The sequence below is a fragment of the Mesorhizobium sp. M8A.F.Ca.ET.165.01.1.1 genome (assembly GCF_004792065.1).
In the GTDB taxonomy this organism is placed as follows: Bacteria; Pseudomonadota; Alphaproteobacteria; order Rhizobiales; family Rhizobiaceae; genus Mesorhizobium.
This window is the reverse complement of record NZ_SRTH01000003.1, coordinates 532,589-555,956: the sequence shown is the minus strand read 5'-3', so window position 1 is coordinate 555,956 and position 23,368 is coordinate 532,589. Positions and strand designations below refer to the sequence as shown.

At 61.5% G+C, this 23,368-nt stretch carries 24 protein-coding genes; 6 read left to right on the top strand and 18 right to left on the bottom strand.

Translation table 11 applies throughout. The features are described 5' to 3' along the window. Positions 1-2: 2 nt before the first annotated feature. The 8 genes from glpD to EN808_RS11930 form a co-directional block, all read right to left on the bottom strand. Entirely contained in the window at positions 3-1,529 is a 1,527-nt protein-coding gene (gene glpD / locus EN808_RS11965) for a glycerol-3-phosphate dehydrogenase (RefSeq protein WP_127872519.1), read from the bottom strand. Between the two features lie 138 nt (positions 1,530-1,667). Then, the gene (locus EN808_RS11960) at positions 1,668-2,435 is read right to left on the bottom strand and encodes a DeoR/GlpR family DNA-binding transcription regulator (RefSeq protein ID WP_135915859.1); all 768 of its coding nucleotides are present in this window, start codon (positions 2,433-2,435) and stop codon (positions 1,668-1,670) included. 128 nt (positions 2,436-2,563) lie between these two features. Next, on the bottom strand, positions 2,564-3,976 hold the full coding sequence (locus tag EN808_RS11955; protein ID WP_135915858.1) for an aspartate aminotransferase family protein: 1,413 nt from the start codon (positions 3,974-3,976) through the stop codon (positions 2,564-2,566). Positions 3,977-4,090: 114 nt separating this feature from the next. Then, complete coding sequence (locus tag EN808_RS11950; RefSeq protein WP_127280448.1) at positions 4,091-4,822, bottom strand: peptidase; 732 nt, start codon at positions 4,820-4,822, stop codon at positions 4,091-4,093. A gap of 31 nt (positions 4,823-4,853) precedes the next feature. After that, on the bottom strand, positions 4,854-5,648 hold the full coding sequence (locus EN808_RS11945) for a transglutaminase family protein (RefSeq protein WP_135915857.1): 795 nt from the start codon (positions 5,646-5,648) through the stop codon (positions 4,854-4,856). A gap of 85 nt (positions 5,649-5,733) precedes the next feature. Next, positions 5,734-6,675, bottom strand: coding sequence for an alpha-E domain-containing protein (locus tag EN808_RS11940; RefSeq protein ID WP_135915856.1), 942 nt, complete (start codon positions 6,673-6,675; stop codon positions 5,734-5,736). Positions 6,676-6,810: 135 nt separating this feature from the next. Continuing rightward, positions 6,811-8,223, bottom strand: coding sequence for a circularly permuted type 2 ATP-grasp protein (locus EN808_RS11935; protein WP_167531426.1), 1,413 nt, complete (start codon positions 8,221-8,223; stop codon positions 6,811-6,813). A 171-nt stretch (positions 8,224-8,394) separates the two neighbouring features. Further along, positions 8,395-8,631: an Lrp/AsnC family transcriptional regulator gene (locus tag EN808_RS11930; RefSeq protein WP_010909609.1), complete on the bottom strand. Its 237-nt coding sequence runs from the start codon at positions 8,629-8,631 to the stop codon at positions 8,395-8,397. A gap of 270 nt (positions 8,632-8,901) precedes the next feature. On the opposite strand from EN808_RS11930, the gene EN808_RS11925 reads away from it, so the two are divergent. Beyond that, positions 8,902-9,321, top strand: coding sequence for a DUF4864 domain-containing protein (locus tag EN808_RS11925; protein ID WP_135915855.1), 420 nt, complete (start codon positions 8,902-8,904; stop codon positions 9,319-9,321). A gap of 15 nt (positions 9,322-9,336) precedes the next feature. Here the strand turns inward: EN808_RS11925 and EN808_RS11920 are convergent, their stop codons facing one another. From EN808_RS11920 to coaD, 8 genes are all read right to left on the bottom strand, one after another. Beyond that, entirely contained in the window at positions 9,337-10,755 is a 1,419-nt protein-coding gene (locus tag EN808_RS11920) for a hypothetical protein (protein ID WP_135915854.1), read from the bottom strand. 132 nt (positions 10,756-10,887) lie between these two features. Then, complete coding sequence (gene tgt / locus EN808_RS11915; RefSeq protein ID WP_135915853.1) at positions 10,888-12,018, bottom strand: tRNA guanosine(34) transglycosylase Tgt; 1,131 nt, start codon at positions 12,016-12,018, stop codon at positions 10,888-10,890. Beyond that, complete coding sequence (locus EN808_RS11910) at positions 12,011-12,280, bottom strand: hypothetical protein (RefSeq protein ID WP_135915852.1); 270 nt, start codon at positions 12,278-12,280, stop codon at positions 12,011-12,013. Before EN808_RS11910 ends, tgt begins: the two co-directional genes overlap by 8 nt. Further along, on the bottom strand, positions 12,270-13,358 hold the full coding sequence (gene queA / locus EN808_RS11905; protein WP_135915851.1) for a tRNA preQ1(34) S-adenosylmethionine ribosyltransferase-isomerase QueA: 1,089 nt from the start codon (positions 13,356-13,358) through the stop codon (positions 12,270-12,272). Before queA ends, EN808_RS11910 begins: the two co-directional genes overlap by 11 nt. Positions 13,359-13,364: 6 nt before the next feature. Then, the gene (locus EN808_RS11900) at positions 13,365-13,814 is read right to left on the bottom strand and encodes a DMT family transporter (protein WP_135915850.1); all 450 of its coding nucleotides are present in this window, start codon (positions 13,812-13,814) and stop codon (positions 13,365-13,367) included. A gap of 12 nt (positions 13,815-13,826) precedes the next feature. Next, positions 13,827-14,339 (bottom strand): peptidylprolyl isomerase, encoded by a 513-nt coding sequence (locus EN808_RS11895; protein WP_135864486.1) that lies wholly within the window; start codon positions 14,337-14,339, stop codon positions 13,827-13,829. 26 nt (positions 14,340-14,365) lie between these two features. Further along, positions 14,366-14,860, bottom strand: coding sequence for a peptidylprolyl isomerase (locus EN808_RS11890; RefSeq protein ID WP_245525069.1), 495 nt, complete (start codon positions 14,858-14,860; stop codon positions 14,366-14,368). 110 nt (positions 14,861-14,970) lie between these two features. Beyond that, positions 14,971-15,471, bottom strand: a complete 501-nt coding sequence (gene coaD, locus EN808_RS11885; RefSeq protein ID WP_127872530.1) for a pantetheine-phosphate adenylyltransferase — start codon at positions 15,469-15,471, stop codon at positions 14,971-14,973. 194 nt (positions 15,472-15,665) lie between these two features. On the opposite strand from coaD, the gene EN808_RS11880 reads away from it, so the two are divergent. Then, positions 15,666-15,818 (top strand): hypothetical protein, encoded by a 153-nt coding sequence (locus tag EN808_RS11880; protein WP_015317717.1) that lies wholly within the window; start codon positions 15,666-15,668, stop codon positions 15,816-15,818. Positions 15,819-15,877: 59 nt separating this feature from the next. Here the strand turns inward: EN808_RS11880 and gyrA are convergent, their stop codons facing one another. Beyond that, positions 15,878-18,679 (bottom strand): DNA gyrase subunit A, encoded by a 2,802-nt coding sequence (gyrA, locus tag EN808_RS11875; RefSeq protein WP_135864480.1) that lies wholly within the window; start codon positions 18,677-18,679, stop codon positions 15,878-15,880. Between the two features lie 210 nt (positions 18,680-18,889). On the opposite strand from gyrA, the gene EN808_RS11870 reads away from it, so the two are divergent. Then, the gene (locus EN808_RS11870; RefSeq protein ID WP_245512043.1) at positions 18,890-20,584 is read left to right on the top strand and encodes a SulP family inorganic anion transporter; all 1,695 of its coding nucleotides are present in this window, start codon (positions 18,890-18,892) and stop codon (positions 20,582-20,584) included. Then, entirely contained in the window at positions 20,581-21,201 is a 621-nt protein-coding gene (locus EN808_RS11865; RefSeq protein WP_135915848.1) for a ParB-like protein, read from the top strand. Before EN808_RS11870 ends, EN808_RS11865 begins: the two co-directional genes overlap by 4 nt. Positions 21,202-21,225: 24 nt before the next feature. Here EN808_RS11865 and EN808_RS11860 read toward each other — a convergent pair whose 3' ends face one another. Next, positions 21,226-22,056, bottom strand: a complete 831-nt coding sequence (locus tag EN808_RS11860; RefSeq protein WP_135915847.1) for an AraC family transcriptional regulator — start codon at positions 22,054-22,056, stop codon at positions 21,226-21,228. Positions 22,057-22,141: 85 nt separating this feature from the next. Here EN808_RS11860 and EN808_RS11855 point away from each other — a divergent pair, with 85 nt between their 5' ends. Further along, positions 22,142-22,675: a hypothetical protein gene (locus EN808_RS11855; RefSeq protein ID WP_135864472.1), complete on the top strand. Its 534-nt coding sequence runs from the start codon at positions 22,142-22,144 to the stop codon at positions 22,673-22,675. A gap of 166 nt (positions 22,676-22,841) precedes the next feature. Next, the gene (locus EN808_RS11850; protein ID WP_135864470.1) at positions 22,842-23,291 is read left to right on the top strand and encodes a hypothetical protein; all 450 of its coding nucleotides are present in this window, start codon (positions 22,842-22,844) and stop codon (positions 23,289-23,291) included. The last annotated feature ends 77 nt before the right edge of the window (positions 23,292-23,368 follow it).

The following is a 23,368-nucleotide window of genomic DNA, read 5'->3' as shown; positions in this document are numbered from 1 at the left end:
CTTCATTCGGCGGCCGCGACATGTTGCCGGCTTATGCCACGCATGAATTCATCGAGTGCCGAGACCTGCTCGCGGCTAAGATGCAGACCGCGCTTGGTCCGTCGCCACAGCACATCTTCCGCCGTGACGGCCCATTCGTTTTCAACGAGATAGCGCACCTCGGCCTCGTGCAGATCGCCGCCGAAATTGCGGCCGAGATCGGCAATCGACTTGGCCAAGCCGAGCAGAACCTGCGCACGCGTCCCGTAAAGCCTGGTCAACCGGCGCGCCAAACGCTGGTCGAGGAAAGGGTAGGCGCTTTTCAGCTTCGCCACCTGCGCATCGAAACCGGTGGCCGGAAAATCGCCGCCCGGCAGCGGCGCATCAGATGTCCACGGCTTGCCGCGCTTGCCGAGAAAACCTTCGATCTTCTCCAGCATTGATTCCGCCAGCCGGCGGTAGGTGGTGATCTTGCCGCCAAACGCGTTGACCAGCGGTGCGGCGCCCTCGCCGCCATCGGCCTTCAGCACGTAGTCGCGCGTCGCTTCCTGCGCCTTGGAGGCGCCGTCATCATAGAGCGGACGCACGGCCGAATAGGTCCAGACAATGTCCGAACGCTTGACGGGAACCGCGAAATACTCGCTCGCCGCGGCACAGAGATAGTCGATTTCGGTGTCGCTGATCTTCACATCGTGCGGATCGCCGGGATAATCCCGGTCGGTGGTGCCGATCAGCGTGAACTCGTCCTCGTAGGGAATAGCGAAGATGATGCGGCCATCCCTGTTCTGGAAGAAATAGGCGCGCGGATCGTCGAACTTCTTGGCGATGACGATGTGGCTGCCCTGCACGAGGCGGACGTTGTGAACGTCATTCTGCCCGACGACGCCGGACAGCACGTGGTCTACCCAGGGCCCCGCCGCATTGACCAGCAACCGTGCCTTGACCTCTTCGGTCTCGCCGGTTTGCAGGTTCTCGATCTTTATCGTCCAGATCCCGCCTTCGCGGCGGGCTCCAACCACTTTCGTGCGGGTCCGGATGGTTGCGCCCCGGTCAGCAGCGTCACGTGCATTCAGCGCCACCAGCCGCGCATCGTTGACCCAGCCATCGGAATATTCGAAGGCCTTTTTGAACAGCGGCTTCAAAGGCTTGCCCGCCGGGTCGCTTGCCATGTCGAGCGTCCTGGTCGCCGGCAGCAATTTGCGCCCGCCAATGTGATCGTAAAGGAACAGGCCAAGCCGGATCAGCCAGGCGGGTCGCAGGCCCCTGGCGTAGGGCAGCACGAAGCGCATCGGCCAGATAATGTGCGGTGCGTTCTTCCACAGAACCTCGCGCTCCATGAGCGCCTCGCGCACCAGGCGGAATTCGTAGAATTCGAGATAGCGCAGCCCGCCATGGATCAGCTTGGTCGAACCGGACGAGGTTCCGCTGGCGAGGTCATTCATCTCGGCGAGAAAGACCGAAAACCCGCGGCCAACGGCATCACGGGCGATTCCGCAGCCGTTAATACCGCCGCCTATGACGAAAATGTCCCGGACTGAAGATGGGTCCACTTAATTCCTCCACGATTTCGCACTGCACCATTTTGGGTCTTTTGCGAAACCGTAGCGGAATTATTTCGAACTCATAACGAATGTCAAACGAAATATCACAAGCCGGTGAACAAGCCGGCGAGAAGACGATAAAAGACCTCAGGCGGGCGACGTCTCGATCAGCTGAACCTCGGCTTCCTGGCAGATCTTGCGCACCGAATCGATCTCGCAGCGATCGGTGATGAAGGTGTTGACCTGCGACAGATGACCGATGCGTACCGGCGCCGTACGCTCGAATTTGGTCTGGTCGGATACCAGGATGACATGCCTGGCATTGGCGATGATCGCTTGCGCCACCTTCACCTCGCGAAAATCGAAGTCGAGCAGCGCTCCATCATGATCGATCGCGGAGGCACCGATGACAGCATAATCGACCTTGAACTGCCTGATGAAATCGACCGCCGCCTCACCGACGACACCCCCGTCCGAACCGCGCACCACACCACCGGCAATCACCACCTCGATCGAAGGATAGATGCGCATCCTATTGGCAACATTGATATTATTGGTGATAACCATCAGGCCGTTATGATCGAGCAACGCCTTGCTGACCGCCTCCGTCGTGGTGCCGATGTTGATGAACAGCGAGGCGTTGTCGGGGATCAGCCTCGCCGCCGCACGGCCAATCGCTTCCTTCTCGTCGGCCGCGATCTTGCGCCTGGCTTCATACTCCATGTTCTCGATGCCCGACGGGAACAAGGCGCCGCCATGGATGCGCGAAAGCAGCCGCTGGTCGCACAAATCGTTGAGGTCCTTGCGTATGGTCTGCGGCGTCACATTGAAATGCGTGGCCAGATCGTCGACCAGCACGCGGCCGTTGTCCTTAGCCATCTGGATGATCTCGGCATGGCGCGGCGACAGATACATCAAGCAAGCTCCCGTTTTCGTTTTTCTTGCTTATAGTCGAAAACGAAACCGATGAAAAGGCACAAGCCGGCTAACGAAATCCGATGATTGTACGAGGGAAGCTCGGCGCGACCTTGATCCAGCCTTTTTCAGGCCACGGCGCGTGCAATTTCGGTAATGGCGGTGAAAGCCGCGTCGACGTCTTCCGCCGTCGCATCGAACTGGCCCACCTGGAAGCGGATCGCCACCCTTCCATCGACTTTCGTTTGCGTCAGGTAGATGCGGCCATCGTCGTTGATCGCATTGACCAGCCGCAGATTGTGCTCGTCGGCATCGGTGTCCGAAGCCGCCTTGTGCCGGAACGAAAACAGCGACAGCATCGGCTCGCTGACGATCTCGAAATCCACCTCCCTTGCCAGACGCGCGGCGAGGCCTTCGCTCCAGGCGACATGGTTGCGGATCATGGTTCGCAGGTTTTCCAGTCCATGGGCGCGCAGCAGGAACCACAGTTTCAGCGCGCGGAAGCGCCGGCCGAGCGGCACCGACCATTCCGAGTAGTTGATGATGCCGTCATGGCCGTGCGTCTTGAGATAGTCGGGCTTGATGGCCAGCGTCCTGACATGGCTCGAGGGGTCGCGCAGGAACTGGATCGAACAATCGAACTGCGCGCCCAGCCATTTGTGCGGATTGAAGACGATCGAATCGGCGCCTTCGACGCCAGACCAGAAATGCCGGTATTCCGGGCAGATCATCGCCGACCCGGCCCAGGCGGCATCGACATGCAGGTAGAGCCCGTGCCGCCTGGCAACCTCCGCAACCGCTGCAATATCGTCCGTGCCACCGGTGCTGGTGCCGCCGACACAGGCGATAATACCAGCAGGCAGCATGCCGGCTTTCCGGTCGGCAATGATGGCTGCTTCCAGGGCTGCCGCGTCCATGGCGCGAAAACGGCCGGTGACCGGAACGCGCACGAGATTGTCCTCGCCGATGCCCGAGACCCAGATCGCCCGGTCGATCGATGTGTGCACCTGGTCGGAAGAATAGATGCGCAACCGCCCCTGCCCGGCCAAACCCTTTTTGTTGCCTTGCCAGCCGAGCGCCCGCTCGCGCATGGTCAGCACGGCGTTGAGTGTCGCCGACGAGGCCGAATCCTGGATCACGCCGGAAAAACCCTCTGGCAGGCCGAGCGCCTGGCGCATCCAGTCGACGGTGCGGGTTTCAAGCTCGGTCGCCGCCGGTGACGTTTGCCAAAGCATGCATTGCGCGGCCATCGCCGACACCAGGTATTCCGCCACCACCGAAACCGGCGCCGCGTTGGCCGGGAAATAGGCGAAGAAGCGGGGGTGCTGCCAATGTGTCATCCCCGGCACGATCTTGGCTTCGAAATCGGCGAAGATTCTGTCCATCGGTTCGGCGTCTTCGGGCGGCGACACCTCGATGCTCCTGAAAATGTCGCCCGGCTCGACCAATGGCCGCACCGGCCGCTCACGCAAATTGTTGCGATAGTCGGCACCCCAGTCGGCGGCGCGTTGCGACCATTGCCGGAAATCGTCATTGTTCATCTTGTCTTCCCGACATGATCTTTCGTGGCCGGCGGCAGCCGCCCGATCTTCAAGATCATATTAATTAACATGTGAAATATTTGCAACCACCGTCGAATGGCGAGATAGGCAAAACTAGCCGGGGAAATCCGGCAGGCTGGCGAAGGCCGTCTTCAGGGCATTCGACCATCCATCGGAGATCGTGCGGTAATACTGATCGTCCTGGCCGATCCGCTTTTTCAGGCCGACCTGAAAGGCGTCCCGTTCCAGGAAAAGCAGGTCGAGCGGCAAGCCGACCGACAGGTTCGATTTCAACGTCGAATCGAACGACACCAGCAAGAGTTTAACCGTCTCGGCGAGGCTCATCGTCTTTTCATAGGCGCGGATGATGATCGGCTTGCCGTATTTGGTCTCGCCGATCTGGAAGAACGGCGTGTCGTCGGTCGACTCGATGAAATTGCCTTCGGGATAGATCATGAACAGGCGTGGCGGGCTGCCCTTGATCTGCCCACCGAGGATGAAGGAGGCATTGAAATAGGAATCGGCCTTCTCGCCGGCGGGCGACGATTGCGCGATCACCTCTTTCACCGTGTCGCCGACCAGCCGCACCGTCTGGTACATGGATGGCGTTTCGAGCAGCTTCTCGTGGCGGTCGGTCACCGCCTTGGTGCGCTCGTCGAGCAGGCTGACCACGGCCTGTGTCGTCGCCAGATTGCCGGCCGACATCAAGACGATGACGCGCTCGCCCGGCTGCTCCCACACATGCATCTTCTTGAAGGTCGAGATCGAATCCATGCCGGCATTGGTGCGCGTGTCCGACATGAACACGAGCCCGCGATCGATCTTGAGGCCGACGCAATAGGTCATAGAATCTCTTGAGGCAGCAATCCTGGGGGGATTACTGCTCTACCGTGACGGTGACCGCAAGCAGTTCTTCCGCCTGTCCCATCCGAATTCCCGACACCGGCGAAGCGTCACGGTAGTCGCGGCCGGTAGCCACCTTCACATAGCGTTCATCGGGAGAAATACCGTTGGCGGGATCGAAGGCAACCCAGCCGAGGCCCGCGACATGGGCTTCGGCCCAGGCGTGGCTCGCCGCCTGCTCCACCGCCGCATCCATCATCAGATAGCCACTGACATAGCGGGCCGGAAATCCCATGGCGCGCGCGGCGGCGGCAAAGATGTGGCTATGGTCCTGGCAAACGCCGGTCTTCAGCGCCAAGGCTTCCTCGGCCGCGGTCGTCGCATTGGTGGCGCCGGGCGTGTAGGCGACGCGCTCACCGATGGCGGCCATCAACCTGTGCAGCCTTTCGAGGTCGGTGCCCTTGCCGACCGCCTCGGTAAGATCACGAATGCCGCCGCCTATGGTGGTCAAGGCAGTCTCCTGCGCGAACAACCAGAGCGGCGCGAAGCCTTGATGCGGCCCGCAAACGCCTGATGTATCGCGCGTCACCACCTCGCCCGAAGCCTCGACCGTGATCACGTCGTTGTCACCCTCGACGCTCAACAGCCTGTTGTCGTTGCCGTAATGGTCGGTAAATCGCACTTCCTCGCGCGCGCCTTCGACCTTCAGCGCCCAGGACAGCACTGTCTGTGTCGGCCCGCTCATGGGAAGCAGCCGCAGCCTCTGAAGTAGATATTGCACCGGCGCGTCATAGCGATATTCGGTCCGGTGAGTGATTTTCAGCCGCATGGCCATCTTCCGTTCGAGTGCATGATCTCTGGTGAAAACCGGTATCCACTTTTCGCTGACGCGGTCCTTCGGTTCGGGATCATGTTCAATAAAACCTGTAGTCTTGCGCGATCTCGTCGCCGAGCCTGGTGTTGTCGCGAATGAACCCTGCCAGGAACTCATGCAGGCCGGCGTCGAATATGTCCTTGATCGATCCTGTCCTGAGCATCGCCTGCGTTTTTTCCGCCGTTGCGTGACACGCATGGCGCTCGCCATAGTCGTCGGAGAGAAACTTCAGATGCTCTGCCAGGAAGCGATAGCAGAAGGTCAGCGACCGCGGCATGCGGACGTTGAGGATCAGGTAGTCCGCGATATTGGTCGGCTTGTAGTCGGCATCGTAGACCCAGCGATAAGAGCGATGCGCCGACACCGAACGCAGGATCGATTCCCACTGGTAGTTGTCCAGGCTCGATCCGACCCATGAAATCGACGGCAACAGCACGTAGTATTTCACGTCGAGAATGCGCGCCGTGTTGTCGGCGCGCTCGACATAGGTGCCGAGCTGCGAGAAGTCGAAAATCTCGTTGCGCAGCATGGTGCCGTAGAACGAGCCACGGATCAGCGCTGTCTCGCGCTTGATCGCATCGAGCACATTGGGCAGGTCGCGCTCGTCGATCGGCCTCGCCAGCATCCGTTTCAGCGCCATCCAGGCTTCGTTGATGCTCTCCCAGGTCTCGCGCGTCAGCGCGGTGCGCACCATGCGCGCATTGTTGCGGGCGGTCTCGATCGACGACATCGTGCTTGAAGGGTTCGACGTGTCGCGCAGCAGGAAATCAGCGACGTTCGCCGCCGAATAGTCCGAATACTTCTGCGTGAAGGCAGCGTCGGAGCCGGCGCTGAGCAGCACGGAGTTCCACTCCTCCGAGGCGCTTTGAGTGCGGGTCAGCGCCATGCGCAGGCCGGCATCGACCAACCGCGCCATGTTTTCGGCCCGCTCGATATAGCGGTTCATCCAGTAGAGCCCGTTGGCGGTGCGGCCGAGAAGCATGGAATGGCCCTTCGGGCTAGTGAGCAGGGAATAGCGAGTAGGGGATGGCAAGCGACTGAATCTCAACGGAATATGGCATTTCCCTGTCCCCTCTGCATCCACTATTCACGACTGACTATCCCCTACTCACCCATCTCAATCATCCAGCACCCAGGTGTCCTTGGTGCCGCCGCCTTGCGAGGAATTCACCACCAGCGAGCCTTCCTTCAGCGCAACGCGCGTCAGCCCACCAGGCACGATCTGGATGCGATCGGAAACCAGCACATAAGGCCGCAAGTCGACGTGGCGCGGCGCCAGGCCCTTGTCAGTCAGGATCGGACAGGTCGAGAGCGCTAGCGTCGGTTGGGCGATGTAATTAGACGGCTTGGCCTGCAGCTTCTTGGCAAAATCCTGGCATTCCTTCTTGGTTGCAGCCGGGCCGACCAGCATGCCGTAGCCGCCGGAACCGTGCACTTCCTTGATGACGAGCTCATCAATGTGTTCGAGCACATATTTCAGGCTGTCCGGTTCCGAACAGCGCCAGGTCGGGATGTTGCCGAGGATCGCCTTGCGGCCGGTGTAGAATTCGACGATCTCCGGCATGTAGGAATAGATCGCCTTGTCGTCGGCAATGCCGGTTCCCGGCGCATTGGCAATGGTGATGTTCCCGGCGCGGTAGACATCCATGATGCCGGGTATGCCAAGAGCTGAATCCGGCCTGAAGGTCAGCGGGTCCAGGAAAGAATCATCCACGCGGCGGTAGAGAACGTCGATCTGCTTGTAGCCTTCGGTCGTACGCATCGCGACATGGCCGTCGACGACGCGCAGATCCTGTCCCTCCACAAGCTGCACCCCCATCTGGTCGGCAAGGAAGGCGTGTTCGAAATAGGCAGAATTGAAACTGCCGGGCGTCAGCACCGCGATGGTCGGCGCCCCCTTGGTGCCTTGCGGCCGCACCGCCGCCAGCGACTGGCGCAGCAGCTGCGGGTAGTTCTCCACCGGCCGCACCTTGATCTTCTGGAACAGCTCGGGGAACAGTTGCATCATCGTTTCGCGGTTCTCCAACATGTAGGAGACACCGGACGGCGTGCGTGCATTGTCTTCCAGCACGTAGAACTCGTCCTCGCTGATGCGCACGATGTCGACGCCGATAATGTGGGTGTAGACGCCGGCCGGTGGCCGCACGCCGATCATTTCCGGCAGGAAAGCCTCGTTCTTGGCAATCAAGTCCCTTGGGACGCGGCCGGCGCGAAGGATTTCCTGGCGATGGTAGATGTCGTCGAGGAAGGCGTTCAGCGCCTGTACGCGCTGCTCGATGCCTTGCGTCAGGCGGCGCCACTCATTGCCTGAAATGATGCGGGGAACGATGTCGAACGGGATCAATCGCTCAGATGCTTCCTGCTCGCCATAAACGGCAAAAGTGATGCCGGTCTTGCGAAAGACGCGTTCGGCGTCCTGCATCTTTTCGGTAAGTCTGGCTGGATCCTGCTCCTTCAGCCAGCGATCGTAAGCCGAATACGGTCTTCTAAGTCCGGAGACCTCCGGAAGCATTTCATCGAACGCTGCCAATCGCATACTCCCCTGTGACGCCATTTCACTGGCGTCGCCGGAGAAAATCAAGCGCAATCGGCGATTTGGAAGAACCTGACGATGAGTATGTCGCGGCTGCCTAAAATTGAGGCAGCTGAAATATGCGCTTGATCAGGCTTTGCCTCGTGCCCGGGCAAATCCGCTTCGCGACTAGAAGGCGCGGAAGGTGACGACGGTGAAGGTGTCCTTGATGCCGGGAAGAATCTGCACCTTCTCGTTGACGAAATGGCCGACGTCTTCCTCATCATCGACATAGAATTTGGCGAGCAGATCGTAATTGCCGGCGGTGGAGTAGATTTCCGAAGCGATCTCGGCGTCGGCAAGCGCGCTGGCAACCTCGTAGGATTTGCCAAGCTCGCATTTGATCTGCACGAAAAACGCCTTCATGGCTTCGTCCCGCTAAACGTCCACGTTCAAGCGGCCCTTCTGGCAGACTGGAGGCTGGCTTTCAAGCGCTGGAATGCGCACTTAGCCGGCGCGGGCCTTGGCCACGGCCTCGCGCATCTTCGCAACCGGCATGCCGCGCTCGAGGAATCCGCCGAGCCGGGACGAATATTGGCGGCCGCTGAAACCGTGAAGCGCCGTCCCCCGTATGTTAGGATGCCTCCGCAACAGCTTTTCTGGAGGCGGCTTTTCGAGGGAAGGTGGAGACAGGCCATGCGCCGCAGCTTTTTCGCATTCGCGTTCGTTTCGCTCATGCTGGCTTCCCAGGCGTTTGCCGGCGATGCCGAGATCAAGGCTGGCCAAGCCGTCATCGACGGTCAATTGAAGGCCCTCATCGCCGATGACGGCGCCAAGGCCTACAGCTTCGCCGCTCCGAACGTGAAGCAGGTATTCCCGACCGTCGATGCTTTCATGAACATGGTGACCAACGGCTACCCGCCTGTGCGCAAGCCACGGTCCTACTCTTTCGGCAAGGTCGAGCAGACGGGCCCGGGTTCGATCGTCCAGCAGGTGCTGATCATTGGCCCCGACGGCAAGGAATATGAGGCGGTCTACACGCTTCAGCAGCAGCCCGACGGCACATTCCAGATCACCGGCTGCAGCCTGCGCGCCTCGAATTCGCTGAGCACCTGAACCAGTTCGCTCACTTCAATCCTGGCGCTGATAGAGCGTCCAGCCCTGCCCCGACAGTCCCCAACTCGTCGAGGCATCGACGCGATCATAGGTCAACAGGCAGCCGGACGGGGCCGCGACATGCTCCGGCTGCTGGTCCACGGCGCCCTCGAGGATCAGCCAGGACGGACGCTCGTCACATATCTTGTCGGCCGCGACGAGCAATGACTGGCGTCCCAGCCGTTTGGCAAAATAGTTGACAATCACGGCGATCCGAAAATCTTGATTGCTGGCGTAGCTCGTTGCGCCATTGCGTGTCATCTCCTCAACGATGACGGCATAGGATCCGCGTTCCTTTTCGTAGAATGGCAACAGAAACGTCATCGTGCCGGCTAGGATTGCCACCAGCCCCCCGACGGCAACAAGCCGATATATGCCAGCGGCGGCGAACCCGAGCGCAAGCAACTCGCCCGCGCAAAGCAACAGCAATGTTGCACTGACCAGAAAGTAGCGCGGGAAATCGAGGGTCGGCAGCTGTGCTGCCGCCATCAGAATAGGCAGTCCGATAATCCCGATGACATAGAGACTGGCCCGCCGATCGCGCCGAGTACCGGCAAAGACGCAGACAAGGCCGCAGGCCAAGGCAATACAGGCCAAGTTGCTGATCCAAGGCGGCAAGCCGAACAGACAGCGGATCATTCCGCCGTACCCTTGGACGAAGGCCTGGAGCGTGAACGGCGAAACGCCACCAACCTTGAAGCCAAACATCTGGCTGCCGATCGTTACGCAGGCGGCTAGCGGCAGCAAAGCAAGGAATGCCGGCGTAAACATCTGCCCCAGTTCGACATTGACGCGACCGAGACTGCCGGTGCGCCGCCAGATGAGCCAGGCGCTCCAGGCCACCAGAACCACCACCGTTTCTACCATCGTGAGGTGGGACAAAAACCCGAGAAGGACGATGACCGCGAATGCGATGCCTGAACGGCCTGTGTCGAACCGGCGTTCCAGGAACACGACGGAGAGGAGCGTGAACAGCACCAGCCCGGCATAGCCTCTCGCCTCGGAGCCGTAATGGACCATCGGATAGCTCACCGCAAACAGCATGCTTGTGATGACACCAGCCCATCGGCCTTGCGCAGCCACGGCTGCGGCAATGATTGTGCCGACGCCGAGCGCAATCGATAAGCCGCGCTGAAGCAATGGCGAGGCATAAGGACCGATCAGGTACAGGTAGATCGAATTGAGGAAATGATTGTTGTCGTGGTTTACGCGCCAGAATATCTGATCGATCGAGGTAAGAGGCTCGAGCAGCAAGAAGCTCCAGATCTCGTCCAGCCAGAGATCGCCGCGCGCACCCAGCAATCGCAAGACAAGGCCGATTGCTGCGATCGCGGCAATCGCCAGGCCGACACCCCGATGCTTGCGCGTTGCCGAACGCAGGACACTAGCATGCAATTTAGGCAGTGCTAATTTAGAATTGTCGACAGATGCATCTGCTGTTGTGGACAGTTTCTTGCCCCTTGCCTGAATATAGCTCGGAACAATTACTCTTGGTTATGTTTAGAAAGAGTGTGTTCGGATCCCAATTCAAAGTACGGGCAGGTCGCCTTTGGCCCAACCCTCGGATATCTCGCCCGAGCGCAGTTCGAAGACACCGATTTCGATCGCGGCCCGGATGTCCTGCATCAGCTTTTGGTAGTAGGAAAGATTGTTCCAGGTCAGCAACATCGCCCCGAGCGCCTCCTGCGAACGCACCAGATGGTGCAGATAGGCTCGCGAATAGTCGCGGGCCGCGGGGCAATCACTCTCTTCGTCGAGCGGGCGCGGATCGTCAGCGTGACGGGCGTTGCGCAGATTGACCTTGCCGCGCCTGGTATAGGCAAGACCATGCCGGCCGGCTCGCGTCGGCATCACGCAGTCGAACATGTCGATGCCGCGCGCCACCGATTTCAGGATATCGTCCGGCGTGCCCACGCCCATCAGATAGCGCGGCTTTTTGTCAGGCAGTTCCGGGCACGTGATGTCGAGCATGTCGAGCATCACCGCTTGCGGCTCGCCGACAGCCAGGCCGCCGACGGCATAACCCTTGAGGTTCATCGCGCTCAGCGCCTGCGCCGAACGCACCCTGAGCGCGGCGTTGTCGCCACCTTGCACGATGCCGAACATCGCCTTGCCGGGCTGGTCGCCGAACGCCGTCTTGCAGCGCTCGGCCCAGCGCAGCGACAGGTCCATTGCGCGCTCGATCTCTTTCAACTCGGCCGGCAGCGCCGTGCATTCGTCAAGCTGCATCTGGATATCGGAATCGAGAAGGCCTTGAATCTCGATCGAACGCTCGGGTGACATCTCATAAGCCGCGCCATCGATGTGCGAACGGAAGGTGACGCCTTTCTCTGTCAGCTTCCTCAGCTTCGACAGCGACATCACCTGGAATCCGCCGCTGTCGGTCAGGATCGGGTGCGGCCAGCGGGCGAATTCGTGCAGACCGCCAAGCCGCGCAATACGTTCGGCGCCAGGGCGAAGCATCAGGTGATAGGTGTTGCCCAGGATGATGTCGGCGCCGACGCCGCGCACTTGGTCCATGTACATGGCCTTGACGGTGCCACCGGTGCCGACCGGCATGAAGGCCGGCGTGCGGATTTCGCCGCGCGGCATGTCGATCAGGCCCCGCCGCGCCTTGCCATCGGTCGCCAGCACCTTGAAGGTGAACGTCTCAGCCATTGAATTCCTTGTCGTGCACCGGCGCATCCGGCGCCTGCCTGTCGAGCGACTGGCGGTATTGGATGCAGCCGCGCATGAATTTGGGCCAGGGTGGCACGGCGATCGCCGGCTCGGTCTTTTCAGGCAGCAGGTCCCACAGATCGGGGTGATGCCAGCACAGATCATGGCCTGATGTATCGCGGTGCGCGCGAATACCGGCGCGCAGCCTTTTCACTTCCGCGACAAGGCTTTCGCGATCGAGGGTTTGCAGATCATCGTCCATCGCTCATCTCCGCTCGGTAAAGCAGGCTTGCGTCGCCATAGGAGTAGAACCTGTAGCGGTTCGCGATGGCATGCGCATAGGCGGCACGCATCGTATCGAGACCGCTGAAGGCCGAAACCAGCATGAACAGTGTCGAGCGCGGCAGATGGAAATTGGTCATCAGCATGTCGGCGGTGCGAAAGCGGTAGCCGGGCGTGATGAAGATGTCGGTCGGTCCGGACCATGGCGCCACCGTACCGTCGTCACGCGCCGCGCTTTCCAGCAGACGCAGCGAGGTGGTGCCGACGGCAATGATGCGCCCACCCCTCGCCTTCGCGGCGTTGAGCGCGCTGGCGGTCGCCTCGCTGACCGAGCCGATCTCGGCATGCATCTTGTGGTCGGCGGTGTCGTCCGCCTTCACCGGCAGGAACGTGCCGGCGCCGACATGCAGCGTGACGAAGCGGCGCTCGATCCCCTTGGCGTCCAACGCCGCAAAAAGCTCCGGCGTGAAATGCAGGCCAGCGGTGGGCGCCGCTACCGCACCTTCTTCCCGGGCATAGATGGTCTGGTAATCGGCATGGTCGCGCTCGTCGTCATCGCGCTTCGAGGCGATGTAGGGCGGCAACGGAATGTGGCCGACCGCGTGCAGCGCCTCGTCGAGGAAGGGCCCGGATAGATCAAAGCCGAGCAACGCTTCGCCGCCCTCGCCCTTTTCGATCACCGTGGCATCGAGCTGGCCAAGGAAACAGGAATTGCCGTCATGACCGAAATGGATGCGGTCACCGGCGGCGATGCGCTTTCCCGGCCGCATGAACGCCAGCCAGCGGTCTGGAGCCATGCGCATGTGCAGCGTGGCCTCGACCTGCGCAGCCGCTTCACCGCGCCGCCTGATGCCTTTCAGTTGCGCTGGAATGACCTTGGTGTCGTTGAAGACCAGCACGTCGCCGGCGCGGAGCAACGACGGCAGATCGCCAACCGTCCGGTCCTCCAGCCGCTTGCCCGGCTTGACGACGAGCATTTTGGCGCTGTCGCGCGGCTCTGCCGGGCGAAGCGCGATGCGCTCTTCCGGCAGGTCGAAATCAAAGAGGTCGACGCGCATCGGGAATCAAAACAGCCGAACGAGCAGCGCTCCGGCCAGCAGAAGCACGGCGCCGGCCACGCGGCCGACCGAGATTTCACGCACCGCGACACCGAGGAAGCCGACGCGGTCGATGAGCATGCCGGCGAGCAACTGACCGGCCACCAGGAACGCCATAAGGGCGGCGGCGCCGATGCGTGGCGTCAAGATGGTGGAGAGCGTGACATAGAAGCCGCCGAGCATGCCGCCGGCGACGAACAGCCACGGCGCCGGCGCCTTCCAGTCGAGCGAAATGCCTTGCAGCTTCACCACCGTGAAGGAGATGATGCCGAGCACGACCGCGCCAGACAGGAACGAAAACGCTGCCGCCGCGACCGGGAGACCCAGGCCGCGCGCCAGCTGCGAATTGATCGGCGCCTGAATCGCAATGAAGGCGCCGGACAGGATGCCGAGAAGCGACCAGACGACGCCCATCATTGTCGTTTCGCCTTACTTGACGTCTGCCGCGACCTTCAGCGACACGATCTTGTCGGGATCCTGCACCGGCTCGCCGCGCTTGATCTTGTCGACATTCTCCATGCCTTCGATGACCTGACCCCAGACCGTGTACTGGCGGTTGAGGAACGCGGCATCGTCGAAACAGATGAAGAACTGCGAATTGGCCGAGTTCGGGTTCTGCGAACGGGCCATCGAGCAGGTGCCGCGACCGTGGTTCGCGTTGGAGAACTCTGCCTTCAGGTCAGGCTTTTCCGAGCCGCCCATGCCCGCGCGGGAAGGCGCGAACGAGGGCTTGCTCGAGTTGCCGAACTTGACGTCGCCGGTCTGCGCCATGAAGCCTTCGATGACGCGGTGGAAGACGACGCCATCATAGGCGCCTTCGCGCGCCAGTTCCTTGATGCGGGCGACATGACCGGGGGCCAAATCGGGAAACAGTTCGATGACGACCTCGCCCTTGGTCGTTTCCATGATGAGCGCGTTCTCGCGGTCCTTGATCTCAGCCATGTCAGATATCCTTTTGTAAAATGGAACTATTTGTCGGCGGCAATGCGCACTTTGATCATCCGGTCGGGATCGGCAACCGTGCCATTGTCCGCCTCGTCGCCCTTCTTGATCTTGTCCACCAGCTCCATGCCGCTGACGACATTGCCAACGATGGTATATTGGCCATCGAGCGGCGGTGCCGGTGCGAACATGATGAAGAACTGCGAATTGGCGGAGTTCGGATCCTGCGAGCGGGCCATGCCGACCACGCCACGCTTGTAGTGCTCGGTCTGAGAGAATTCGGCCGGCAGGTCGGGCAGGTCCGAGCCACCGGTGCCGACGGCCTGGGCGTTGAATCCTTTCTCCATGTTGCCGAACTTGACGTCGCCGGTCTGCGCCATGAAGCCGTCGATGACGCGATGGAAAGCCACATTGTCATAGGCATGATCGCGCACCAGCTTCTTGATCTGCGCGACGTGCTTGGGTGCCAGATCGGGGCGCAACGCTATGGTGACGTCGCCCCCCTTCAGCGTGATGATCATGGTGTTTTCCGGGTCTGCAGCATAGGCGGAAACGGACGCGGTCAAGAGACCGGCGAGCAAAACAAGGAATGAGGCGAGCCTTTTGAGCTGCATGAGGATTTTCTCCGAGCTTATTTCGCGAATTTTGCGGTGAGCGCACCGGCCACGGCCGCCGGCACGAAGGGGCGGATGTCGCCGCCCATCGAGGCTATCTGGCGCACAAGTGTGGCGGTAATGGTTCGCACCGACGGGCTGGCGGGCAGGAAAACCGTCTGCAACTCCGGCGCCATGGTTTCGTTCATGCCCGCCATCTGCATTTCGTAGTCGAGGTCGGTGCCATCGCGCAGACCGCGGATCATGATCGAGGCGCCTTCCCTTCTGGCGGCATCGATCACCAGCCCATCGAAAGCGACCACTTTGATGCGGGCGCCATCGCGGCCGAATTCGGCTTTCGTGGCGGCTTCAATCAACCGCACCCGCTCGTCGAAGGAGAACAGCGGCTTCTTGCCCGGATGAATGCCAATCGCCGCATAGACAGTGTCGGCAACCGCCAGTGACGCTTTCAGCACATCGAGATGGCCGTTGGTCAGCGGGTCGAAGGAGCCGGCGTAAAGGGCGATGCGTTCGGTCATGCCGGAGCTTCTAGCGAGCCTCTCTCACAAAGGCAAATCCGATCGGCAGGCGGCCCGTGAACCTTTTCCGGCACATGAACGACAGATGAATACGCTGATCACGAAGCCTTCACGCAGCGTTCACTAGGTTGCACCCTTAATAAGATGAAACCAAAGCCCCATATATCCGTTGTAAGGCGCAGGAGAACACGCACATGCTGATCTACATGCTCGCCACCGCAATGACCGTCGCCATGCTGATCGCCACAGTATTCGGGCTGCATCAGGAGGCGCAGCGCATTCGCGTCAAGGCAACCACCAAACGCTTCGAAGGCTTCGGCCTGCGCAAGCCGTATCGCCACTACTAAGCTATTGTCGACTTGCTGCCGCGCCGGCCACAGGCCGGCGTTACTATGCTAACCAACGACTATTCGCTGTTATCCGGACTGCCGTCAGGCGTCGAACCGGGCTCCGCGCCACCCTCGACCTCTTCCGCTTCCTCGTCCGCTTGTGGCTCCGAAATCCGTTCGACCGAAACCACCTTTTCACCTTCAGCCGTGTTGAAGATGGTCACGCCCTTGGTGGCGCGGCTAGCGAAACGGATGCCATTGACGGGCACACGAATGACGGTGCCGCCGTCCGACACCAGCATGATCTGATCGTCATTGCCGACCGGGAAAGTTGCCACCAGACGGCCGATTTCGGCCGTCTTCGACACGTCTGTGGCGCGGATGCCCTTGCCGCCGCGTCCAGTCAGGCGGAAATCATAGGACGAAGAGCGCTTACCGTAACCGTATTCGGTGACCGTGAGCACGTACTGCTCATGCGCCTTGAGGAACTCGTAGCGCTCGTCGGAAAGCTCCGTCTCCTCGCCGACCTCTTCATTGGTCAGCGCGATCTCTTCCTCTTCACCGGCGGCGATGCCCGCGGCAAGCCGCCGTTCGGCCGCGGCACGCTTAAGGTAGGCGGCGCGTTCAGCCGGCGGCGCATCGACATTCTCGATCACCGACATTGAGATGATGCGGTCGGTGTCAGCCATGGTGATGCCGCGCACGCCGACCGAGTTTCGGCTCTGGAAGACGCGCACGTCACCGACCGAGAAGCGGATGCACTGTCCCGAGCTGGCGGTCAAAAGCACGTCGTCATTGTCGGTGCAGGTCTCGACGCCGAGGATCTCGTCGCCCTCCTCCTCCAGCTTCATGGCGATCTTGCCGTTGCGGTTGACCTGGACGAAGTCGGAAAGCTTGTTGCGGCGCACGGTGCCCCGCGTGGTGGCGAACATCACATCGAGTTCGCCCCAGCTCGTCTCGTCCTCGGGCAGCGGCATGATCGTGGTGATGCGCTCGCCCTGCTCCAGCGGGAGCATATTGATCAGTGCCTTGCCGCGTGACTGCGGGTTGCCGATCGGCAGGCGCCAGACCTTTTCCTTGTAGACGATGCCGCGCGAGGAGAAGAACAGCACCGGCGTGTGCGTGTTGGCGACGAACAGCCGGGTGACGAAATCCTCTTCCTTGGTCGACATGCCGGAGCGACCCTTGCCGCCGCGGCGCTGCGCCCGGTAGAGCGAAAGCGGCACGCGCTTGATGTAGCCGGAATGGCTCACCGTCACGACCATGTCCTCGCGCTGGATCAGGTCCTCGTCTTCCATGTCCGCGCCACCGTCGGTGAGCTCGGTGCGGCGTGGCGTGCCGAACTCGTCGCGCACGGCGGCGAGTTCGTCCTTGACGATCTGCTGAATACGCGCGCGAGACGACAGGATGTCGAGGTAGTCCTTGATCTCGTCGCCGATCGTGTTCAACTCATCGGCGATTTCGTCGCGGCCCAGCGCTGTCAGGCGCTGCAGGCGCAGTTCGAGGATGGCGCGCGCCTGTTCCTCGGACAGATTGTAGGTGCCGTCCTCGTTGATGCGATGGCGTGGATCGTCGATCAGCAGGATCAGCGATTCAACGTCACCCGCAGGCCAGCGCCGCTCCATCAACTGCTCGCGCGCCGACTGCGGATCCGGCGCGGTGCGGATAAGCTTGATCACTTCGTCGATGTTGGCGACGGCGATGGCTAGACCAACCAGCACATGGGCGCGGTCGCGCGCCTTGCGGAGCAGGAACTTAGTCCGCCGGCTGATCACCTCCTCGCGGAAGGTGACGAATGCCGTCAGCATGTCGGTCAGGTTCAGCAGTTCCGGCTTGCCGCCGTTCAGAGCCACCATATTGGCGCCGAAAGACGTCTGCAGCGGCGTGAACCGGTAGAGCTGGTTGAGGACGACGTCGGCAACGGCGTCACGTTTGAGTTCGATGACGACGCGATAACCCTGACGGTCGCTTTCGTCACGAATGTCGGAAATGCCCTCGATGCGCTTGTCGCGCACCAGTTCGGCCATCTTCTCGATCATCGAGGCCTTGTTCACCTGATAGGGAACCTCGGTGATGATGATCGATTCACGGTCATTGCCGCGCTGTTCGATGTTGACCTTGCCGCGCATGACGATTGAGCCGCGGCCTGTGGAATAGGCGCTGTAGATGCCGGAGCGGCCAAGCACGATGCCGCCGGTCGGGAAATCAGGGCCCGGAATGATCTCCATCAGCGCCGGCAGGTCGATCGCCGGATTGTCGATGACGGCAATGGCGGCGTTGCAGACCTCACCGAGATTGTGCGGCGGGATGTTGGTCGCCATGCCGACGGCAATGCCGCCCGAGCCGTTGACCAGCAGATTGGGAAAGCGCGCCGGCAGAACCTTCGGCTCGGTGTCCGACGCATCATAAGTGTCCTGGAAATCGACGGTGTCCTTGTCGATATCCTCCAGAAGCTCATGCGCGACCTTGGTCAGGCGCGATTCGGTATAGCGCATCGCCGCCGGCGGATCGCCGTCAATCGAGCCGAAATTGCCTTGCCCGTCGATCAAGGGCACACGCAGCGACCAGTCCTGCGCCATGCGCACCAAGGCGTCATAGATCGAGGCATCGCCATGCGGATGGTATTTACCCATCACGTCGGCGACAGGACGCGCCGACTTCACGTATTTGCGGTTCCAGTGGTAGCCGCTCTCATGCGCCGCGTAGAGAATGCGGCGGTGCACGGGCTTCAGGCCATCGCGCACATCTGGCAACGCACGGCTGACGATCACGCTCATGGCGTAAGAGAGATAGGAACTCTGCATCTCCTCGATGATGGAGATGGGTTCGATGCCGGTGGGGCCGCCGTCGGCGCCGCGCGGTGTCTTTTGGTCGGTCAAATCGGATCACAATCTAATCAGGAATCACTGACCGCTTATATAGGAAGCACGGCCGAAACTCCAATGTTCACGGCACTTTTCCAGTGTCATTTTTAGTGGTAATTTCAAAAGGATACCGCTAATTGCGACGATATGGCCGTTACGCTTTTCGCCGCCACCAAGGCAAAAGCCTGTAATGGACCAACTCCCCAAGCAAAAGCCGCGATCACCATGAATTGGAGCTCATGGCTGCCTTTGCGGGCGCTGCACGGTTGGACGCCCCGGGATTTCAATGGCGATCTGATCGCGGGCGTGACACTGGCCGCGATCGCCATTCCCGAGCAGATGGCGACAGCCAGGCTCGGCGGCTTTGCGCCCGAGGTTGGATTTTTCGCCTTTGTCGCCGGTTCGGTGGCGTTTGCGCTGTTCGGCGCCAATCGCCACCTTTCGTCCGGCGCGGATTCGACCATCACGCCTTTGTTTGCCGGCAGCCTGGCGCTGCTCGCATCATCAGGCTCACCGCATTATCTGGCGCTGGCCGCCACGCTGGCGCTGATGGTCGGGCTGATCGTGATGCTGAGCGGCGTCTTTCGCCTCGGCTGGATTGCCGACCTGCTCTCGGTGCCGGTCACGACTGGCTTTCTGGCAGGCATCGCCGTCCATATCATCGTTTCACAATTGCCTGGACTGCTCGGCCTGCCGGCGGAAAGCGGCGAAACCGTGCAGCGCATCGGCGAAATCGCCAGCAGCCTCCATCTCACCAACCCCTGGAGCCTGACGCTCGGCCTTGGGGTATTCGCAATCGTGTTGTTTTCCGAGCTTATCAGCGCCCGCATCCCCGGCGCGCTGATCGGCATGGTGCTTGCCACGACAGCGGTCGCCATTTTCGGCCTCAAGGATCATGGCGTCGAGGTGCTTGGTGCCTTGCCGAATGGCCTGCCGCGGGCAGGGTTGCCACTGGCCGGTCTCGACGACGTGCAGGCGCTCGTTCCGCTGGCATTGCTGATCGCCATCGTCGTCATGGTGCAGACGGCCGCCACGTCCCGTTCCTTCGCTCCGCAGGGCGACGCGCCCGACGTCAATCGCGATTTCGTTGGTGCCGGCGCCGGCAGCATCGCGTCGAGCCTGTTCGGCGCCTTCGCCGTCAACGCCAGCCCACCACGCACGGCAATCGTCTCCCAGTCGGGCGGCCGCTCGCAACTCTCGAGCCTCATTGCCGCGGCGCTCGTTGTGGCGCTGGGCGCCTTTGGCGGCGGCCTGCTCGCCGATGTTCCGCAGGCCGCCCTCGCCGGGGTCCTGATGTTCGTCGCCCAGCACATTCTGCGCTGGAAGGTTTTCGCCAGTGTCTACCGGCAAGCGCCGGTCGAATTCGCATTGATCCTGATCACCATGGCGGCCATCGTCGTGCTGCCCATCGAGACCGGCGTGGCGGTCGGCATCGGCCTGTCGCTGCTGCACGGAATCTGGAGCGCGACCCAGACGCTGCCGATCGAACTTGAACAGGTCCCGGGAACCTCCGTCTGGTGGCCGCCGGGCAAGCCGAGCGCTGGCGAACAACTCCCCGGCGTGCTGGTCGCGGCGTTCCAGGCGCCATTGTCCTTCGTCAATGCCGACGGTTTCAAACGCGGCTTTTGTGATCTGGTCGACGCCCGCAAGGGCGATGTGAAACTCGTCGTGCTGGAGGCCAGTAACATTGTCGAAATCGACTACACCGCCGCCCAGGCATTGATCGAAACCATCACCCATTGCCGCAATGCGGGCGCAATATTCGCCATTGCTCGGATGGAATCGGTGCGTGCCCAGGCAGCCCTTGCGCGGTTCGGCATCATCGATCTCGTCGGCCCGCAGCGGATCTTCCACAGCGTCGATGCCGCCATCAGGGCTCTGCATTCCGGCCCGCCGGAAAACCAGGAGAGTACACCATGATCGTCCTGAGAGAGCCGCTGGTGACCCCGGTCCCGGTCAAGGAACTGCGGCCAACGCAAATTACGGTCGGGATGCGCGAGGTGGATCTCAAGCGCCAGCTGATCCGCTCGCAGAGCGCCGCGAACACAGGCGCCTTTCTGGGCAAGCACATGATCCCGGTCGTGTTGGGCCCGAAAAACCGCAACTACGTCACCGATCACCATCATCTCGCCCGCGCCCTGATCGAGGAAGGCGTCAAGGGTGTGCTCGTGACGGTGATCAGCGACCTGTCGGCACTGGACAAGGACGCGTTCCTTTTCATGCTCGACAACCGCGGCTGGATGCATCCATTCGATGAAAACGGCCAGCGCCGGGCTTATGCCGCCCTGCCGAAGACCATCGGCGAACTGGTCGACGACCCTTACCGGAGCATGGCTGGCGAACTGCGCCGGCTGGGTGGCTACGCCAAGGACACCACGCCGTTCAGCGAATTCCTGTGGGCGGATTTCCTGCGCCGACGCATCGACAAAGGCGCGGTGGCGAAAAATTTCGACAAGGCGATGAAGGATGCACTCGTGCTGGCCAGGGGCAAGGACGCCGACTATCTGCCCGGCTGGTGCGGCCCGACCATGGACTGATGCCACGGGTGGTGACGCAACTTTTCAGCCGCTGCCCGCGCGCATGGCGCGATAGCGGCCCGGAGTCTCGCCCATGACCCGCCGAAACCGGCGGTTGAAGGTCGACAGATCGTTGAAGCCGGTCTCGAAAGCAATTGCCGAGATGGCATCTTTCGACGTGTGCAATCGCACTGCCGCGCGATGCAACCGGGTCCTGAGCAGGTACTGATAGGGCGTCATGCCGGCGACCTGCCGGAAGGTGCGCAGGAAATGATAGGGGCTGGTCGCGCTCTCATCCGCCAACGCTGGAAGCGAGATCGGTCCGTCGGCACCCAGTTCGATCCGCCGCACCGCCTCGGCAACCCTTTTCTGATCGCGGCGGCTTGGGCCGCACCCGGCATGCGTGGCGCCGGAGATTGTAGCCATCGCGGCACCCGCGATGCGCAAGGCGAGTTCCTCGAAGGCGTCCGCGTCGGCCAGGTCGCGTGCGGCTTCCGCCTCGGCCAGCAACGGCGCCAGGGCCGGTAACGGCGGCAGGCGTGGCGCCGCGAAGGTGAGCGTCCTGGCGCCCGGCACATCAGCCACGATCCGGTCCATATAGGCCGGCCCGAAATGGAAGGAGAGGCAACGGTCACCGCTGCCATGCTCGTGCCCGCATTCGTAGCAGGTGCCGGAATTGCCGAGCAGGAGACTGCCTGGCGCGAGCATTGCCGTGCCTTGCTGCGCGCGGTAGCGGAACGAGCCGCCGGTGACCGCCGCGACGCAAAAATCCCGATGTGCTTCCTCGAACGGCCGATCGCCGGCGCTGGCCGTGCAGATGACATCCGCCACATGCCAGTCAGGTCCGGATGCAAGGGTATTCGCGGTCGCCGTCATGACCGAAATATAGCAACTTTTCCCAAGCCCAGAACCCTGCCAGCGCCTATTCCTCGCGGTCTCCTGACAAGAAGAGGCCGCAGCCATGGTCGACCAATCCTCATTTGCCGAAGCCTTGCACAGTCCCGGACCGATCGAAGGGCTCGCTGAAAAACTGGCCCTCTACGGCCGCTTCGTCGGTGCCTGGACATTTGACGCCTCTCGGCATCTCGAGGGCGGCACGGTGCTGACCGGCCGCGGCGAGGTGCATTTCGGCTGGGTGCTGGAAGGCCGGGCGATCCAGGATGTCTGGATCCTGCCCGCGCGCGACGCCGGCCCCTCGCCTTCGCTCGGCAAATGGACTTTTTACGGCACGACATTGCGGGTCTATGACCCAAGCGCCGATGCCTGGCACATTTTCTGGAGCGACCCGCGCAACCAGTATTACAGCCGCCAGCTTGGCCGCGCCGAGGGCGACACCATCGTACAAGTGGGCGCCGACGGCACCGGGTCATCGGTGCGCTGGAGCTTTTCGCGGATCACCGAGAATTCCTTCCGCTGGCTCGGCGAGCGCTCGCACGATGGCGCGGACTGGCACCTCGAGGTCGAATTCCTGGCGCGGCGAGTAACTACAAGCTGAAGCAGCACATCATTGTAAGAATGGAGAAAAACATGTTCGATCATGTCTCGATCGGCATCCGCGACGCCCAATGTGCCGGATGCGAAACGGCCTCGTGACAATGGCCATTTCTTCGTTTCTCACTGCTCTCGTATCCGAGGCTCCCCCAGCCGACCGAGCGAAAGACATGGACCTCTATGGATGGTTGATCGGAAGCTGGGAAATGGACACGGTCCACCACTTTGACGACGGCACGATCCAGAAATGGACCGGAGAATGCCATTTCGGCTGGGTACTCGAAGGCCGCGCGATTCAGGACATCTGGATCAGGCCCAGGCGCCCTGCGCGGTCCACCATGTATGGCACGACTTTGCGCATCTTCGATCCTGGGATCGGTGGCTGGCACATCATCTGGAATGATCCGCTCAACCAAGATTACTCGCGCCAGATCGGGCGGGCCGAGGGTAAGGACATTGTCCAGATCGGCGATGACTCGCGCGGTCTGCAAACTCGATGGCGTTTCACCGAGATCACTGCCAACAGCTTCCATTGGATCGGCGAGGAAAGACCTTCCGAGAGCCACCCCTGGCAAATCACCTATGAACATTTAGCCCACCGGACAAAGCGCGTCGCCTGAATCCGTTTCGCCGCGACGCGCCCTACCGCATCGAAGTCTCCGGCCCCTCCGACAGTTCCCATCGACCGGGCTTTGCG

Bases quoted from the DNA above. Each gene is read 5' to 3' on its own strand.
- EN808_RS11945 (WP_135915857.1), bottom strand. From the start codon at position 5,648: ATGCGGCTGAAAATCACTCACCGGACCGAATATCGCTATGACGCGCCG.
- queA (WP_135915851.1), bottom strand. From the start codon at position 13,358: ATGCGCGTCGACCTCTTTGATTTCGACCTGCCGGAAGAGCGCATCGCG.
- EN808_RS11900 (WP_135915850.1), bottom strand. From the start codon at position 13,814: ATGATGGGCGTCGTCTGGTCGCTTCTCGGCATCCTGTCCGGCGCCTTC.
- EN808_RS11940 (WP_135915856.1), bottom strand. From the start codon at position 6,675: ATGCTTCTCGGCCGCACCGCCAACGGGCTCTACTGGATGAACCGCTAT.
- EN808_RS11960 (WP_135915859.1), bottom strand. From the start codon at position 2,435: ATGTATCTGTCGCCGCGCCATGCCGAGATCATCCAGATGGCTAAGGAC.
- EN808_RS11930 (WP_010909609.1), bottom strand. From the start codon at position 8,631: ATGAAGGCGTTTTTCGTGCAGATCAAATGCGAGCTTGGCAAATCCTAC.
- EN808_RS11925 (WP_135915855.1), top strand. From the start codon at position 8,902: ATGCGCCGCAGCTTTTTCGCATTCGCGTTCGTTTCGCTCATGCTGGCT.
- EN808_RS11890 (WP_245525069.1), bottom strand. From the start codon at position 14,860: ATGATCATCACGCTGAAGGGGGGCGACGTCACCATAGCGTTGCGCCCC.
- coaD (WP_127872530.1), bottom strand. From the start codon at position 15,471: ATGACCGAACGCATCGCCCTTTACGCCGGCTCCTTCGACCCGCTGACC.
- EN808_RS11950 (WP_127280448.1), bottom strand. From the start codon at position 4,822: ATGACCTATTGCGTCGGCCTCAAGATCGATCGCGGGCTCGTGTTCATG.
- EN808_RS11850 (WP_135864470.1), top strand. From the start codon at position 22,842: ATGGACCTCTATGGATGGTTGATCGGAAGCTGGGAAATGGACACGGTC.
- EN808_RS11880 (WP_015317717.1), top strand. From the start codon at position 15,666: ATGCTGATCTACATGCTCGCCACCGCAATGACCGTCGCCATGCTGATC.
- EN808_RS11955 (WP_135915858.1), bottom strand. From the start codon at position 3,976: ATGAACAATGACGATTTCCGGCAATGGTCGCAACGCGCCGCCGACTGG.
- EN808_RS11855 (WP_135864472.1), top strand. From the start codon at position 22,142: ATGGTCGACCAATCCTCATTTGCCGAAGCCTTGCACAGTCCCGGACCG.
- EN808_RS11895 (WP_135864486.1), bottom strand. From the start codon at position 14,339: ATGGCTGAGATCAAGGACCGCGAGAACGCGCTCATCATGGAAACGACC.
- EN808_RS11910 (WP_135915852.1), bottom strand. From the start codon at position 12,280: ATGGACGATGATCTGCAAACCCTCGATCGCGAAAGCCTTGTCGCGGAA.
- tgt (WP_135915853.1), bottom strand. From the start codon at position 12,018: ATGGCTGAGACGTTCACCTTCAAGGTGCTGGCGACCGATGGCAAGGCG.
- EN808_RS11860 (WP_135915847.1), bottom strand. From the start codon at position 22,056: ATGACGGCGACCGCGAATACCCTTGCATCCGGACCTGACTGGCATGTG.
- EN808_RS11865 (WP_135915848.1), top strand. From the start codon at position 20,581: ATGATCGTCCTGAGAGAGCCGCTGGTGACCCCGGTCCCGGTCAAGGAA.
- EN808_RS11870 (WP_245512043.1), top strand. From the start codon at position 18,890: ATGAATTGGAGCTCATGGCTGCCTTTGCGGGCGCTGCACGGTTGGACG.